Source organism: Mycobacterium sherrisii (genome assembly GCF_002102355.1).
GTDB lineage: Bacteria > Actinomycetota > Actinomycetes > Mycobacteriales > Mycobacteriaceae > Mycobacterium > Mycobacterium sherrisii.
The window spans coordinates 35,811-50,321 of record NZ_LQPT01000093.1 but is presented as its reverse complement, the minus strand read 5'-3'; the positions used below and the strand labels follow the sequence as shown (position 1 = coordinate 50,321).

Here is a 14,511-nt window from a genome sequence, read left to right as displayed (position 1 = left end):
CTCCGCGAACACCACCGCGATTGCTCATACCCGGGGATAGCCGCCGCGAGCAGCGAGTTAAACCCGAAAATGTGACCAACCCCACTCGATCGCGCAGCGCCGGCAAAGTCGTGCGGCCGGCGGAGATCACCCGAAGAACGCGGCGGCCTCGTCGTAGCGGGTGTCGGGCACCAGTTTGAGGTGGCGGGTCGCATCGGCCAGCGACACGCGACCGATTTCCTGCCCGCGCAGGGACACCATCTGCCCGTACTCACCGGCATGCGCGGCGTCGGCGGCGTGCACCCCGAACCGGGTGGCCAGCACCCGGTCGTAGGCGGTCGGCGTGCCGCCCCGCTGCACGTGACCCAGCACCGTGACCCGAACGTCCTTGTTGATCCGCTTTTCCACCGCGATGCCCAGCTGCTGGGCCACACCGGTGAAACGCTCGTGCCCGAACTCGTCAATCCCGCCCTCGCGCAACGGAATCGAGCCGGGGATCGGCTTGGCGCCCTCGGCGACCACGCAGATGAAATGCGAATCCCCGCGCTGGAAGCGCCGTTTGACCAGTCGGCACACGTCCTCGATGTCGAAGGGTTGCTCGGGGATCAGTGTCATGTGGGCACCGGAGGCCAGCCCCGCGTTGAGCGCGATCCAGCCGGCGTGCCGGCCCATCACCTCGACCAGCATCACCCGTTGATGGGACTCGGCCGTGCTGTGCAACCGGTCGATCGCGTCGGTCGCCACCGTCAGGGCGGTATCGTGCCCGAAAGTCACGTCGGTGCAATCGATGTCGTTGTCGATCGTCTTGGGCACCCCCACCACCGGCACGTTCTCCTCCGACAGCCAATGCGCCGCCGTCAGGGTGCCTTCGCCGCCGATCGGGATGAGCACGTCGATGCCGTTGTCGTCCAGGGTTTGCTTGATCTGGTCCAGGCCGGCCCGCAGCTTGTCGGGGTGCACCCGGGCCGTGCCCAGCACCGTGCCGCCCTTGGCCAGCAGCCGGTCGTTGCGGTCGTCGTTTTGCAACTGGATTCGCCGGTTTTCCAGCAAACCGCGCCACCCGTCCTGAAATCCGACCACCGACGAGCCGTACCGGGCGTCGCAGGTGCGCACCACCGCCCGAATGACAGCGTTGAGGCCGGGACAGTCGCCACCCCCGGTGAGTACTCCGATCCGCATGCCCTTATCTTGCCCGTCCCGGCGGCCCGGTGGGCAAGTCCGCGGCTAAACGGTCGGCGCCGCGGGCAATGGCCCGCGCGCGGCCTCGTAGGCCGCACCCACCCGGTAGAGGCGGTCGTCGGCCAGGGCGGGCGCCATGATCTGCAGGCCCACCGGCAACCGGTCGTCCGGGGACAGCCCTGAGGGCACCGACATGCCGCAGTGCCCGGCCAGGTTCAGCGGCAGCGTGCACAGGTCGAACAGGTACATGGCCAGCGGATCGTCGACCTTCTCCCCCAAGCCGAATGCGGTCGTCGGGGTCGCCGGCGAGATCAACACGTCGACCGACTGGTAGGCCGCGTCCAGATCGCGGGCGATCAGGTTGCGGACCTTCTGCGCCTGGTTGTAATAGGCGTCGTAGTAACCGGCGGACAGCGCGTAGGTGCCAATCATGATGCGGCGCTTGACTTCCGGGCCGAATCCCGCCGCCCGCGTCATCGCCATGACCTCCTCGGCGCTCTTGGTGCCGTCGTCCCCGACCCGCAGGCCGTAACGCATCGCGTCGAAGCGCGCCAGGTTGCTGGACACCTCCGAGGGCAGGATCAGGTAGTAGGCCGCCAGGGCGTGATCGAAGTGCGGGCAATCGACCTCGCTCACCTGCGCGCCCAGCTCGGTCAGTTGTTGCACCGCGGCCTCGAACGACGCCAGCACCCCCGGCTGGTAGCCCTCGCCACGCAACTGCTTGACCACCCCGATCCGCACGCCCCGCAGATCACCGGCCGCGCCGGCCCGGGCGCCGGCGACCACGTCGGGCACCGCGACGTCGAGCGAGGTGGAGTCCAGCGCGTCATGCCCGGCGATCACCTGGTGCAGCAGCGCGGTGTCCAGCACAGTGCGGGCGCACGGGCCGCCCTGGTCCAGCGACGAGGCGCAGGCCACCAAGCCGTAGCGGGACACCGTGCCGTAGGTGGGTTTGACCCCGACGGTCGCCGTCAGCGCGGCGGGCTGACGGATCGAGCCGCCGGTGTCGGTCCCGATGGCCAGCGGCGCCTGGAACGCGGCCAGCGCCGCGGCGCTGCCACCGCCCGAGCCGCCGGGCACCCGGTCGAGGTCCCACGGGTTGCGGGTCGGGCCGTAGGCCGAGTTCTCTGTCGACGAGCCCATCGCGAACTCGTCCATGTTGGTCTTGCCCAGGATTGGGATGCCGGCGGCGCGCAACCGGGCGGTGACGGTGGCGTCGTACGGGGAACGCCATCCCTCGAGGATTTTGGATCCGCAGGTGGTCGGCATGTCGACCGTGGTGAACACGTCCTTGAGGGCCAGCGGAACACCGGCCAGCGCCGAGGGCAGCTGCTCACCGGCCGACACCGCCGCGTCGACCGCGGCCGCCGCGGCCAGCGCCTCGTCGGCCGCGACGTGCAGGAAGGCACCGTAGCGGTCGTCGGTGGCCGCGATGCGGTCCAGGTAGGCCTGGGTGATCTCGACCGACGACAGCTCCTTGGCCACAACTTTGGCGGCCAGCGTCGCTGCGTCCGAGCGGATGATCTCGCTCACTCGCTGTCCCCCAGGATCTGCGGGACCGCGAACCGGCCGTCAACGGCCTCGGGGGCCGCGGCCAGCGCCTCCTGCTGCGTCAGGCACGGCCGGGCCGCGTCCGCGCGGGTGACGTTGACGCTCTTGAGCGGATTGTCGGTCGCTTCGACGCCGGTCACGTCGACCGCCTGGATCTGGCCGACGTGGGTCAGGATGGCGTCGAGTTGGCCGGCGAAGCTGTCCAGCTCGGTATCGGTCAGCGCCAGCCTGGCCAGCTTGGCCAGGTGCGCGACCTCATCACGAGAGATGCGGGGGATCTGGGACACGAGCGAAAAGCCTAACCGGGCTGAAATGCCGCGCGCGCGGCACTGTGCAACAGTGGGCGCGTGCCGTCGTATCTGTTGCGCATCGAGCTCCTGGACCGCCCGGGAAGCCTGGGCGCGCTGGCCGTTGCGCTGGGGTCGGTGGGCGCCGACATCCTGTCGCTGGACGTCGTGGAGCGCAGCGCCGGTTACGCCACCGACGACTTGGTCATCGAGCTGCCCGCCGGCGCCATGCCCGACACGCTGATCACCGCCGCCGAGTCGCTCAACGGTGTGCGGGTGGACAGCGTGCGCCCGCACACCGGGCTGCTGGAAGCCCACCGCGAGCTGGAGCTGCTCGATCACGTCTCCGCGGCGCACGACCAGTCGGCGCGGCTGCAGGTGCTGGCCGACGAGGCGCCCCGGGTGCTGCGGGTGAGCTGGTGCACCGTGCTGCGCAGTGCCGACGGCGAACTGCTGCGTCTGGCCGCCAGCCCGGGTGCTCCCGAGACGCGCGCGGTCTCGGCGCCGTGGTTACCGATCCGGGGGGCGGTGACGCTGGACGGCAGCGCCGAGTGGGTGCCGGAGGCCTGGCGCGACATGGACACCACGATGGTGGCCGCCCCCCTCGGCGACCCGCATACGGCGGTGGTGCTGGGCCGGCCCGGACCGGAATTTCGGCCGTCGGAGGTGGCCCGGCTGGGTTACTTGGCCGGCATCGTCGCGACCCTGCTGCATTGATCCCCGACGGTCAGCGCGAGGCCGGGGCCGGGGAGCCGGCCAGCACCGTGTCATCGTCGTCATCCCACAACAGCAGCTGACGCACCGCCGGACGCGGGCCATAGGGCCGAAGCATCGTGCTGGCCGGGCGCGGTCGAACCCGCTGCGGCCACCAGAACCACCGGCCCAAAAGCCTTGCGATGGAAGGCGTCAGGAACGCCCGCACGATCAGCGTGTCGAACAACAAACCGAGGCCGATCGTCGTCCCGATCTGCCCGAGCACCTGGAATCCGCTGAATACGAACGCGCACATGGTGACCGCGAACACGATGCCCGCCGAGGTGACCACCGAGCCGGAGCCGGCCATCGCCCGGATGATGCCGGTGTTGAGCCCGGCATGGATCTCTTCCTTGAACCGGGAAATCAACAGCAAGTTGTAATCGGATCCGACGGCCAGCAGCAGGATCACGGCCAGCGCCAGCACCACCCAATACAACTGGATGCCAAACATGTACTGCCACACCAGGACCGACAGGCCGAACGAGGCGCCCAGCGACAGCGCCACCGTGCCGACGATGACCACCGCGGCGATCAGGCTCCGCGTGATGATCATCATGATCAGCAGGATCAGGCTCAACGCGGCAAACGCCACGATCATCAAGTCGTACTTGGCGCCGTCCTGGATGTCCTTGTACGTGGCGGCGGTTCCACCGAGGTACACCTTCGCATCGGCCATCGGGGTGCCCTTGAGGGCCTCGTGCGCGGCCTTGGCGATCGGGTCGATGTGCGAAATGCCTTCCGGTGTAGCGGGATCGCCTTCGTGCGTGACGATCATCCGCACGGCCTTGCCGTCGGGCGAGAGGAACAGTTTCAGCCCGCGCTTGAAGTCGGGGTTGTCGAACACCTCGGGCGGCAGGTAGAAGGTGTCGTCGTTCTTGGCGGCGTCGAAGGCCCGGCCCAATGCCGTCGCATTGTCGATCGCGGCGGCGGTCTGGGCGTAGATGCCGGACAGCGTAGCGTAATTCGCCAGCGTCAGATCGCGATTCGTCTCCTGACTCTGGATCTGCGGCGGTATCAACGCGACCAGCTGCGGTTGCAGCGCGTCGAGCTTATCCAGTGTCGCCGTGAGGTTTTCGAACTTCTCGGTGAGCTGGTCGGTGGTGTCGAGCGCCTCGAAGGTGGACCGGAACGCGAAGCACGCGGGAATGTCGTAGCAGTGCTTCTCCCAATAAAAGTAGCTGCGCAGCGGGCGCAGGAAATCGTCGAGGTTGGCCAGCTTGTCGCGCAGCTCCTGGATCGTGTCGATGGTGTCGTGAAAGCTTTGGGTCTCGCTGTGCGTGGCGTTGGCCAGTTGCTGCTGCAGTTGATATTGCTGCTTCAAGATGTTGATCGTCTTCGACAGCTCGTTGGCCTGCTTGAGCGCGTCGTCGGCCCGATCCCGTTGATACTGAAGGTTTTGCTGCTGGCCGGCCGCCTGATTGCTGACGACAAACGCCAGCGAGCTGTGCACCAGCGGGGTGCCCAACGGCCGGGTGATGGTCTGCACCTGCGCGACCCCCGGCACGTGGAACACCGCCTTGGCCACCTTGTCCAGCACCAGCATGCTCTCCGGGTTGCGCATATCGTGATCGGTTTCGACCATCATCAATTCGGGCTCCAGTCGAGCTCGCGAAAAGTGCCGCTCGGCCGCGGTGTAGCCGATATTGGCCGGCGCGCTGGCCGGCATGTAGGGACGGGTGTCGTAACTGGTCTTGTAGCCGGGCAACGCGATCAGTCCCACCAGGGCCAGGCCGGTAGCAGACGCGAGCACGGCACCGGGCCAGCGCACGATGGCGGTGCCGATCCGCCGCCAGCCGCGGGTCCGGATCGTCCGCTTGGGGTCGAAGATGCCTGCCTTGGCTCCCAGGGTCAGAATCGCCGGACCCAGGGTCAGCGCGGCGCACAACGCCACCAGAATGCCCAAAGCCGCTGGAATACCCAGACTTTGGAAGTAGGGCAGACGCGTGAAACTCAGACACGCCACTGCCCCGGCCACGGTGAGCCCCGAACCCAGCACGATGTGTGTGGTGCCGTGATACATGGTGTAGAACGCGGTTTCTCGGTCCTCGCCGGTTCCACGCGCTTCCTGGTAACGGCCGGCGAAGAAGATCGCGTAGTCGGTTCCCGCGGCGATCACCAGCAGCGTCAACAGGTTCGTCGCGTAGGTGGACAACCCGATCACGCCGGCGTTTCCGAGAAACGCGACAAGTCCTCGGGCGGCGGACATTTCGATCAGGACCGTGGCAAGCACCAGCAGCGTGGTGAGCACCGAGCGGTAGACGAAGAACAGCATCACCGCGATCATCCCGATGGTGATCGCCGTGACCTTGGCGGTGCCCTTACTGCCGACGTCGAACTGGTCGGAGATCAGCGGCGCCGCGCCGGTGACGTAGGTCTTGACGCCCGGTGGCGGCCTCATGTGGTCGACGATGTCGCGGATGGCGCCGACGCCCTCGTTGGCCAGCGCGGAGCCCTGGTTGCCCGCCAGGTTGACCTGGACGTAGGCGGCCTTGCCGTCGCTGCTTTGCGATCCGGCCGCGGTCAGCGTGTCCCCCCAGTAGTCCTGCACATGTTCGACGTGTTTGCGGTCCTGCTCGAGCCGACGGATCATCTCGTCGTAGAACTTGTGTGCGTCCGCGCCGAGTGGCTTGTCGCCCTCCAAGACGATCATCGCCGTGCTGTCGGTGTCGAACTCGCCGAACTTCTCCCCGATTCGCTTGATCGCCTTGAGCGACGGAGCATCCGGGGAGTTCAGCGCGACATTGTGGGTCTTGCCAACGTCTTCCAGCTGCGGCACCGCGATGTTGGTCAACGCGGCCAGCGCCACCCAGAACAGCAGGATCGGCAGTGCCAGCCGGCGGATGGTGCGCGGCACGAACGGCCGCGACTGCTCATGAGTGCTCATCCCGATTTATCCAGACAAAAGGTGTAGGCGTCGACTTTGTGGACGGTGCGTTGATCTTTGACTTCGCCGTTGACGGTGATGCGGCAGCCGAGCGTGTCGCCGTCGCCCTGCGCCACGACGTTGGCGACGACGGCGGGTTCGGTCGTGGTGATGGTGAACGACCAGGGCAGCGGCGCGTCCTTGACCTGTTGCGGCTGGGCGTTGACGTCAAGGTAGTTGATGGTGGCCACCGCCCCGGGGGCGCCGAACACCTCCAGCACCACCTGCTTGGGGTTGAACGGGACGATCTCGTTGGCCAGGCCGCTGTTGGCCGAATTGCCGGCATCCGAGCCGAAAATGCCGTGCAGGCGATAGATGCCGAATCCCGCGATCGCGACGACGAGCACCGCGACCAATACCATCCATCCTTGCCGCAGCACGGTGGACAACGAAACCGCCTTCACCCGTTGGCCTTTCGCTGGTCGGGCGTTGCTCGATCGGCTGGTGACCACGACCGGTGTCGCGCTCAGGTGGGACCGACGCGTCTTAGAGTACGGTACTGGACCGTACTGCACAAGAGACGCTCACGTACCCACCCCGCGGCGCGGGCCGGCGGCGGTTAGCTGGTGGTTCGGGTCAGGCCCGGCAGCAGGATCTGGTCGACGAGCAGCTGGACGGTGCGACGAGTGGGCGGCCGGCCCGGGATGATCGACCGGAAGATCAGGTACCCGGGCAGCAGGTCCCAAAGTTCGTCGTCGATTGCGTCATCGGTGATCTCGCCGCGTTCGACGGCTTGCCGCAGCACATGCTGAATCAGGGCCTTGCGCTGCTTGAGGAATTGCTCCTGCAGGGCCTCGTTGAGGGCGGGATGCCGCGACACCTCGACCATCACCGCGCGAATGGTGCTGGCGTGCTGGCGGCCATGCTCGCCACAGACTTCGCCGAGTCTGATCAGATCGCCGCGCAGGGTGCCGGTGTTGGGGACGACCGCCACCTCGCGCACCCCCTCGGTGAAGGCGGCCAGTACCAGTTCGGCCTTCGACGGCCAGCGCCGGTACACCGTGGCCTTGCTCGCCCGGGCCGCGGCGGCCACCGCGTCCACGGTCAACTGGTCGTAGCCGTGCTCCTGCAGCAGCCGCAGGGTGACCGCCAGCAGTTCGGCCTCGCGCGGAGACCACGGAGAGTCCTCCGTGTACGGTTCGGCGGTCTGCGTCATAGCGCCCACCATAGATCCGCTACCTGTGTGTAGCCCAGTGCCTCGCTGTTACTCCGCGCCTGCCGGCACGTCGGGCCCCTCATCGAGCAACCGCCGGAAGCCGTCTTCGTCGAGGATCGGCACCCCCAATTCGACCGCCTTGTCGTATTTCGATCCCGGCGCGTCGCCGGCGACGACGTAGTCGGTCTTCTTCGACACCGAACCCGCGGCCTTGCCGCCGCGCGCGAGGATCGCCTCCTTCGCGTCGTCGCGGGAGAAGCCGGTCAGCGACCCGGTGACGACGATGGTCAGCCCGGCCAGCGTGCGTGGCGTGCCGGCGTCACGCTCGTCGGCCATCCGCACCCCGGCGGCCCGCCACTTGTCGACGATGGCGCGGTGCCAGTCCACGGTGAACCATTCGGTGACCGCGGCGGCGATGGTCGGCCCCACGCCCTCGACTGCGGCCAACTGCCCGGTGCTCGCGGCGGTGATCGCGTCGAGGCTGCCGAACTCGGTGGCCAGCGCGCGCGCTGCGGTCGGGCCGACGTGCCGGATCGACAGCGCCACCAACACCCGCCATAACGGCTGCGCCTTGGCCCGGTCCAGGTTGGCCAGCAGCCGCTGACCGTTGGCCGACAGCGTGCCGGCCTTGGTGGTGAACAGCTCGGTGCGCAACAAGTCGTCCTCGGTGAGGGTGAACAGGTCGCCCTCGTCGCTGATCACCCCGGCCTGCAGCAGCGCGATGGCGGCCTCGTAGCCCAGGCCTTCGATGTCGAAGGCGCCGCGCCCGGCGACGTGAAACACCCTCTCCCGCAACTGCGCTGGGCAGGACCGGGAGTTGGGGCACCGGATGTCGGCGTCGCCCTCCTTGGCCGGGGCGAGTTCGGTTCCGCACTCGGGGCAGTGCGTGGGCATGACGAATTCGCGTTCGGTGCCGTCGCGCAGATCGACGATGGGTCCAAGAACCTCCGGAATCACGTCGCCGGCCTTGCGGATCACCACGGTGTCGCCGATCAGCACGCCCTTGCGCTTGACCTCCGATGCGTTGTGCAGCGTGGCCAACCCAACCGTCGAGCCGGCCACCTTGACCGGCGTCATGAACGCGAATGGTGTCACACGCCCGGTCCGGCCGACGTTGACCCGGATGTCGAGCAGCTTCGTCTGCACCTCCTGCGGCGGGTACTTGTAGGCGATCGCCCAGCGCGGTGCGCGCGACGTCGACCCCAGCCGGCGTTGCAGGGCGACATCGTCGACTTTGACCACCACGCCGTCGATTTCGTGCGCGACGTCGTGGCGGTGCTCGCCCCAGTAGGCGATCCGCTCCAGCGCGCCGGCGGCGTTTTGGACCCGCGCGGTGTGCTCGGAGACGGGCAGGCCCCACGCACCGAGTGCCAGATAGGCGTCGTGCAGGGTGGCGGGACGGAATCCCTCGGTGCGACCCACGCCGTGGCAGATCATCCGGAGCTTGCGGCGCGCCGTCACCGCGGGGTCCTTCTGCCGCAACGACCCGGCGGCGCTGTTGCGCGGATTGGCGAACGGTGTCTTGCCGTCTTCGACCAGCGCCGCGTTGAGCGCCTCGAAATCGGCGACCCGGAAAAACACCTCGCCGCGCACCTCGAGGACGTCGGGAATCGGGTAGTCGTCGCTGGGCGTCAGCCGTTCCGGGACGTCGTCAATGGTGCGCGCATTGTTGGTGACGTCCTCACCGATGCGACCATCGCCCCGGGTGGCCGCCCGCACCAGCCGGCCCTCGCGGTAGACCAACGCCAGCGCGACGCCGTCGATCTTGAGCTCGCACAGGTAGGGGACGTCGTCACCGACCTCGCCGCGCACGCGGGCCGCCCACAGCTCAAATTCTTCGGTGCTGAACACGTTGTCCAGCGACAGCATCCGTTCCAGATGCTCGGCGGAGGTGAAATCGGTGGCGAAGCCGGCACCGCCGACCAGCTGGGTCGGCGAATCGGGGGTGCGCAACTCGGGGTGCTCGTCCTCGAGGGCGGCCAGCCGGCGCAACAACTGGTCGAACTCGGCATCGGAGATGACCGGCGCATCACGCACGTAGTAGCGGAACTGATGCCCGCGCACCTCGTCGGCCAGTTCCCGCCACTGCCGCCGGATCTCTGGTGGGACGGGATCAGCTTCGGGCGAACTCATCCCCGCAGGCTATCGAAGCACCCCGACAGTGCTAGCTCGCATCGCCGCCCCACGAGCGGGTGCTTAGCCGATGGCGTCGGGGTCCTGGGCGAACACCTCGGCGGCTTGCCGGGCCAGCTCGATCGCGGTGCGGGCCCACTGCGGCGTCGCCGCGGCCAGACCGCACGCCGGCGTGACGCCGATGCGATCCCGCAGCGCCGAGCGCGCGAAGCCGAGCCGATCGGTCACCCCGACGAGCGCGCTGGCGACCTGCTCCGCCGAGGGTTGCCGCTCCGGGGCCGTGGCGGCCACCACCCCCAGCAACACGGTGCGCCCCGATTCGACGAACCCCGCGATCCCGTCCAAGTCCGCCGCCGTCAACGTCGCCGCGTCCACCGATACCGCGCCAATAGCGCTGCGCCCCAACAGTTCCCACGGCAAGGCGGGCGCGCAGCTGTGCAGCAGCACGTCGTTGCCCAGTGCCGCGGCGCAACTGTCGAGCAGCGCCTCGGCCACCGCTTCGTCCAGCGCGGCCACCGGGCTCAGCGCGGTCACCCCGCTCAACTGCCCACCCAATGCCGCCGGCAACGACGGCTCGTCGAGCTGCACCACGACCGGCGTGTCCAGCCGCCTGGACAGTGAGGCGCGGTGCACGGCGACGCCCTCGGCCAGGGAGGCCGTCAGGTCGCGGACCGCCCCGGCATCGGTGATCGCCCGGTGCCCGTTGGCCAGCTCCAGCCCGGCGGCCAGCGTGATCGGGCCGGGGGCCTGCACCTTGACCACCCGCCCGCCGCCGCGCAAGCCGGCCGTCTCCCAGGCTTCCTCCAGCGCGTCGGTGTCCTCGTCGAGGAGGCTGAGCGCCCGACGGGTCACCGCGCCGGGCCGGGCGGCGATCCGGTAACCGCGGGGCACGGTGTCTATCGCGACGTCGATCAGCAGCGCGCCGGCCCGCCCCAACAGGTCGGCGCCCACTCCCCGGGCCGGCAGCTCCACCAGGTGGGCCAGCGCGCCCGCCAACTCCCCGACGACAACCTGTGCCGCCGGGCGGGCCGCGGTGCCGGGCCACGATCCGACACCAGTGGCCTTGGGAACGATGTCGGCGAAAACACTCACCGGCCAACCGTATTCGACGCGGCATCGCGGTCGGCGGGCCAGGGGTGTGTGATCCCGCCGCCAGGACTACGCTCGAAGCTTTAGAGGGGTGCAAAACGGTGTGGCGCAGGGCAGGATTCGCAAGGCCGCTGCTGATGTGCGGCGCGGTGGCGCTCACCGTGGCGTGCACCCGAATCGTCGACGGCGCTGCGGTTCCCGGCTACACCGGTGGCGCCAGGGGCGTCGGCGGCGTGAATGTCGACACCATCCTGCTCGACCAGTCGCGGATGCGTGCGATCACCGGCGCCGGTGAACATCTGTCGATCATCCCGTCGATGGACGGCAGCGCGCCGGTGGACATCGAGGCGCTGGCCGGCACCATGCCGGCGCCCTGCCGCTTCCTCTACGCCGAGACCGCGACGTTCGGGCCCGAGATCGAGGAATTCCACAAGATCACCTTCCAGGATCCGCCCGACGGCGCGCTGATCTCCGAGGGCGCCGCGGCCTACCGGGACGTGGCCACCGCGCAACGCGCCTTCGGCGCGCTGGTGTCGACGGTGACCGATTGTGCCGGCGGCGCCGACGGCCGAGCATTCGTCGGCGAATGGAAGGCCGGCGCCGATTCGCTGCACCTGGGGCCCGGCGGTTGCGGCCGCGACTACCGCCAGCTGTCGGTGGCCCTGCTGGAAGTGACGTTCTGCGGCTTTCCGCAATCGGTATCCGACATCGTGATGACCAACATCACCGCCAACATGCCCCACTAGCTTCGTTGTGAAAGTTCCTGTACGCGAACGTCTTTCACCAATGCGCGGTGGTCATCAGCTCGAAGTTGGGCTGCCCGCACTCGATCCAGATCGCGACGTGCAGGACGGTGACCGCGGCCGAGACCACCAACGCGGCAACGCCGAACGCGAATCCCTGCTGCCCATGTTGTTTGACCTGACGCATCCCGACGAGGGCCAGCACGCCGCTCAAGATCGGGCTGGCGTACATGCCCATGATGCTCAGCACAAACGCCGCCACGGTCAGGCCGTTGGTCGGCATCGTCTGCGCGGTGGCCTGGTTGTCGCTCATCGTCGCTGTTCCTTCCCGCTCCGAGTCCCGCTCCCGGGTCGCCACAGTGTCGGAACGAATGGTCTCCACAACGGCTAAAAGGATCCCTGGAACGCGCGGTGGGTGCTCCGGTCAGCGGGCGGTGCCGGCGATGATGGCGCTGCCGAGCACCTCGTCGCCGGCCGGATCCGGCCGGTACAGCGCCACGGTCTGGCCGCGTGCCACCCCGCGCAGCGGAGTGCGCAGCCGCACGTCGAGCTCCTCGCCGACCAATTCGGCAACCGCAGCAACGGTTTCGCCGTGCGCGCGCACCTGGACGGTGCACTCGATGGGGCCCGCGGGTGCGGTTCCGGAGGTGAACACCGGCTCGCGACCCGTCAGCGCCCGCACTTCGAGGTCGGCGGCGCTGCCCACATGCACGGTCGAGGTGTCCGCATCGATGGCCGTCACGTAGCGCGGGCGGCCGTCGGGTCCGGGCCCGGCGATGCCCAGTCCCTTGCGCTGACCGATCGTGAAACCGTGCACGCCGTCGTGCGTGGCCAGCACCGTGCCGTCCGCGCCGACCACGTTGCCCCGGCGCACGGCGATGCGCTCGCCCAGAAACGCGCGGGTGTCCCCGGACGGGACGAAGCAGATGTCATGGCTGTCCGGTTTGTCCGCCACCGCCAGACCGCGGCGGGCGGCCTCCGCGCGGATCTGTGGCTTGGGCGTGTCGCCGACCGGGAAGGCGGCGTGGCGCAACTGCTCCGCGGTCAGCACGGCCAGCACATAGGACTGGTCCTTGTCCCGGTCCACGGCGCGGCGCAGCCGCCCCTGCGACAGCCGGGCGTAGTGGCCGGTGACCACCGTGTCGAAACCGAGCGCCACAGCCCGCGCGGACAGCGCGGCGAACTTGATGCGCTGGTTGCAGCGCACGCAGGGATTGGGCGTCTCGCCGCGCTGGTAGGACGACACGAAATCGTCGATCACGTCCGCGGCGAACTTCTCCGCGAAATCCCAGATGTAGAACGGAATCTTGAGCACGTCGGCGACGCGGCGCGCATCGGAGGCATCCTCCTTGGAGCAGCATCCGCGCGAGCCGGTGCGCAGCGCGCCCGGCGCCGACGACAACGCCAGATGCACACCGACCACGTCGTGCCCGGCGTCGACCATGCGAGCGGCGGCGACCGACGAATCGACGCCACCGCTCATCGCGGCAAGCACTCTCACCCGGATGCCCCTGCGGCGGCCATCGCTGCGCGCCGGGCGCGATCGACCGCCGCGGGCAGCACCCGCAGCACCTCGTCGATGTCGGCGTCAACAGTGGTGTGCCCCAACGACAGTCGCAGCGATCCGCGCGCGGTGGCGGCGTCGTCGCCCATCGCGATCAGCACGTGCGAGGCCTGCGGCACACCGGCGGTGCATGCCGACCCCGTCGAGCACTCGATGCCGTTGGCATCCAACAACATCAACAGCGAATCGCCTTCGCAGCCGCGGAAGGTGAAGTGCGCATTGCCCGGAAGCCGCGCTTCGCGGGAGCCGTTGAAGCGCACGTCGTCGATCTCGGCCAGCACGCCGTCGACCAGACGATCGCGCAGCACCCGCAGCCGCGCGCTGTTGGCCTCCAAGCCGTCCACCGCAAGCTTCACGGCCGTTGCCATTCCCACCGCACCGGCGACATCCGGTGTGCCGGAACGGATATCACGCTCCTGCCCACCACCGTGCAACAGCGGCACACAGGCGACGTCCCGGCGCAGCAGCAACGCGCCCACGGCCGCCGGACCGCCGAACTTGTGCGCCGCGACGCTCAGCGCGGACAACCCGCTCGCGGTGAAGTCGACGGGCAGCTGACCCACCGCCTGCACGGCGTCGCTGTGCATGGGCACGCCGAATTCGGCGGCGACGGCGGCGAGATCGGCGACCGGCATGACGGTGCCCACCTCGTTGTTGGCCCACATCACCGAGACCAGTGCCACGTCGTCGTGGGTTTGCAGCGCCTCGCGCAGCGCGGCCGCGCCGACCGATCCGTCCGGCTCGGTCGGCAACCAGGTCACCTCGGCGCCGTCGTGCTCGACCAGCCAGTGCACCGAGTCCAGCACCGCGTGGTGTTCGACCTGGCTGGTGATGATGCGGCGGTGACGGGCATCGGCGTCGCGGCGGGCGCGATAGATGCCCTTGACGGCTAGGTTGTCGCTCTCGGTGCCGCCGGTCGTGAAGATGACCTCCGATGGGCGGGCACCCAGCCGGTCGGCGATCAGCTCGCGGGACTCCTCGATCCGGCGCCGCGCGGCCCGGCCACTGGTATGCAGCGAGGAGGCGTTGCCCACGGTGCCGAACACGGCCGTCATCGCCTCGACGACGGCGGGGTGCATCGGGGTGGTGGCGGCGTGATCGAGGTAGACCATGACTCGCCCCACGATACCGGGCCGGCCCGGCGACGACGC

13 protein-coding genes are annotated in these 14,511 nt (G+C 68.9%); 2 read left to right on the top strand and 11 right to left on the bottom strand.

Annotated features, from left to right (window positions below; translation table 11 throughout):
* Positions 1 to 126: 126 nt before the first annotated feature.
* From AWC25_RS19135 to gatC, 3 genes are read right to left on the bottom strand one after another with little or no spacing between them, the layout of a single operon-like run.
* Positions 127 to 1,158 (bottom strand): ATP-dependent 6-phosphofructokinase, encoded by a 1,032-nt coding sequence (locus AWC25_RS19135; protein ID WP_069398549.1) that lies wholly within the window; start codon positions 1,156 to 1,158, stop codon positions 127 to 129.
* 45 nt (positions 1,159 to 1,203) lie between these two features.
* The gene (gene gatA, locus AWC25_RS19130; RefSeq protein WP_069398548.1) at positions 1,204 to 2,691 is read right to left on the bottom strand and encodes an Asp-tRNA(Asn)/Glu-tRNA(Gln) amidotransferase subunit GatA; all 1,488 of its coding nucleotides are present in this window, start codon (positions 2,689 to 2,691) and stop codon (positions 1,204 to 1,206) included.
* Positions 2,688 to 2,987: an Asp-tRNA(Asn)/Glu-tRNA(Gln) amidotransferase subunit GatC gene (gene gatC / locus AWC25_RS19125; RefSeq protein WP_069398711.1), complete on the bottom strand. Its 300-nt coding sequence runs from the start codon at positions 2,985 to 2,987 to the stop codon at positions 2,688 to 2,690. The genes gatA and gatC overlap by 4 nt, the downstream gene beginning before the upstream one ends.
* A gap of 69 nt (positions 2,988 to 3,056) precedes the next feature.
* Between gatC and AWC25_RS19120 the strand changes: the two genes are divergently transcribed.
* Complete coding sequence (locus AWC25_RS19120; RefSeq protein ID WP_069398547.1) at positions 3,057 to 3,713, top strand: ACT domain-containing protein; 657 nt, start codon at positions 3,057 to 3,059, stop codon at positions 3,711 to 3,713.
* A gap of 10 nt (positions 3,714 to 3,723) precedes the next feature.
* Here the strand turns inward: AWC25_RS19120 and AWC25_RS19115 are convergent, their stop codons facing one another.
* The 5 genes from AWC25_RS19115 to AWC25_RS19095 all read right to left on the bottom strand — a co-directional run bounded on the left by AWC25_RS19115 (position 3,724) and on the right by AWC25_RS19095 (position 11,056).
* Positions 3,724 to 6,636, bottom strand: coding sequence for an MMPL/RND family transporter (locus tag AWC25_RS19115; protein ID WP_085167276.1), 2,913 nt, complete (start codon positions 6,634 to 6,636; stop codon positions 3,724 to 3,726).
* Positions 6,633 to 7,037 (bottom strand): MmpS family transport accessory protein, encoded by a 405-nt coding sequence (locus AWC25_RS19110; protein ID WP_069398710.1) that lies wholly within the window; start codon positions 7,035 to 7,037, stop codon positions 6,633 to 6,635. The genes AWC25_RS19115 and AWC25_RS19110 overlap by 4 nt, the downstream gene beginning before the upstream one ends.
* 197 nt (positions 7,038 to 7,234) lie before the next feature.
* Positions 7,235 to 7,843, bottom strand: coding sequence for a TetR/AcrR family transcriptional regulator (locus tag AWC25_RS19105; RefSeq protein WP_142278940.1), 609 nt, complete (start codon positions 7,841 to 7,843; stop codon positions 7,235 to 7,237).
* Between the two features lie 36 nt (positions 7,844 to 7,879).
* Complete coding sequence (gene ligA / locus AWC25_RS19100; RefSeq protein ID WP_085167275.1) at positions 7,880 to 9,964, bottom strand: NAD-dependent DNA ligase LigA; 2,085 nt, start codon at positions 9,962 to 9,964, stop codon at positions 7,880 to 7,882.
* Positions 9,965 to 10,027: 63 nt separating this feature from the next.
* Positions 10,028 to 11,056, bottom strand: coding sequence for a uroporphyrinogen decarboxylase/cobalamine-independent methonine synthase family protein (locus tag AWC25_RS19095; RefSeq protein ID WP_069398543.1), 1,029 nt, complete (start codon positions 11,054 to 11,056; stop codon positions 10,028 to 10,030).
* Between the two features lie 134 nt (positions 11,057 to 11,190).
* Here AWC25_RS19095 and AWC25_RS19090 point away from each other — a divergent pair, with 134 nt between their 5' ends.
* Positions 11,191 to 11,799, top strand: coding sequence for a sensor domain-containing protein (locus tag AWC25_RS19090; RefSeq protein ID WP_069398542.1), 609 nt, complete (start codon positions 11,191 to 11,193; stop codon positions 11,797 to 11,799).
* Positions 11,800 to 11,833: 34 nt separating this feature from the next.
* Here the strand turns inward: AWC25_RS19090 and AWC25_RS19085 are convergent, their stop codons facing one another.
* The 3 genes from AWC25_RS19085 to AWC25_RS19075 form a co-directional block, all read right to left on the bottom strand.
* Positions 11,834 to 12,109, bottom strand: a complete 276-nt coding sequence (locus AWC25_RS19085; RefSeq protein WP_069398541.1) for a hypothetical protein — start codon at positions 12,107 to 12,109, stop codon at positions 11,834 to 11,836.
* Positions 12,110 to 12,220: 111 nt separating this feature from the next.
* Positions 12,221 to 13,297 (bottom strand): tRNA 2-thiouridine(34) synthase MnmA, encoded by a 1,077-nt coding sequence (gene mnmA, locus AWC25_RS19080; RefSeq protein ID WP_069398540.1) that lies wholly within the window; start codon positions 13,295 to 13,297, stop codon positions 12,221 to 12,223.
* A complete protein-coding gene (locus AWC25_RS19075) occupies positions 13,294 to 14,472 on the bottom strand; it encodes a cysteine desulfurase family protein (RefSeq protein WP_069398539.1) in 1,179 nt (392 codons plus the stop codon). Before AWC25_RS19075 ends, mnmA begins: the two co-directional genes overlap by 4 nt.
* Between the last annotated feature and the right edge of the window lie 39 nt (positions 14,473 to 14,511).

Excerpts from the sequence above, each read along its gene's own strand:
- AWC25_RS19135 (WP_069398549.1), bottom strand. The coding sequence starts at position 1,158 with ATGCGGATCGGAGTACTCACCGGGGGTGGCGACTGTCCCGGCCTCAAC.
- AWC25_RS19115 (WP_085167276.1), bottom strand. The coding sequence starts at position 6,636 with ATGAGCACTCATGAGCAGTCGCGGCCGTTCGTGCCGCGCACCATCCGC.
- AWC25_RS19110 (WP_069398710.1), bottom strand. The coding sequence starts at position 7,037 with ATGGTATTGGTCGCGGTGCTCGTCGTCGCGATCGCGGGATTCGGCATC.
- AWC25_RS19105 (WP_142278940.1), bottom strand. The coding sequence starts at position 7,843 with ATGGTGGGCGCTATGACGCAGACCGCCGAACCGTACACGGAGGACTCT.
- ligA (WP_085167275.1), bottom strand. The coding sequence starts at position 9,964 with ATGAGTTCGCCCGAAGCTGATCCCGTCCCACCAGAGATCCGGCGGCAG.
- AWC25_RS19090 (WP_069398542.1), top strand. The coding sequence starts at position 11,191 with ATGTGCGGCGCGGTGGCGCTCACCGTGGCGTGCACCCGAATCGTCGAC.
- AWC25_RS19085 (WP_069398541.1), bottom strand. The coding sequence starts at position 12,109 with ATGAGCGACAACCAGGCCACCGCGCAGACGATGCCGACCAACGGCCTG.
- AWC25_RS19075 (WP_069398539.1), bottom strand. The coding sequence starts at position 14,472 with ATGGTCTACCTCGATCACGCCGCCACCACCCCGATGCACCCCGCCGTC.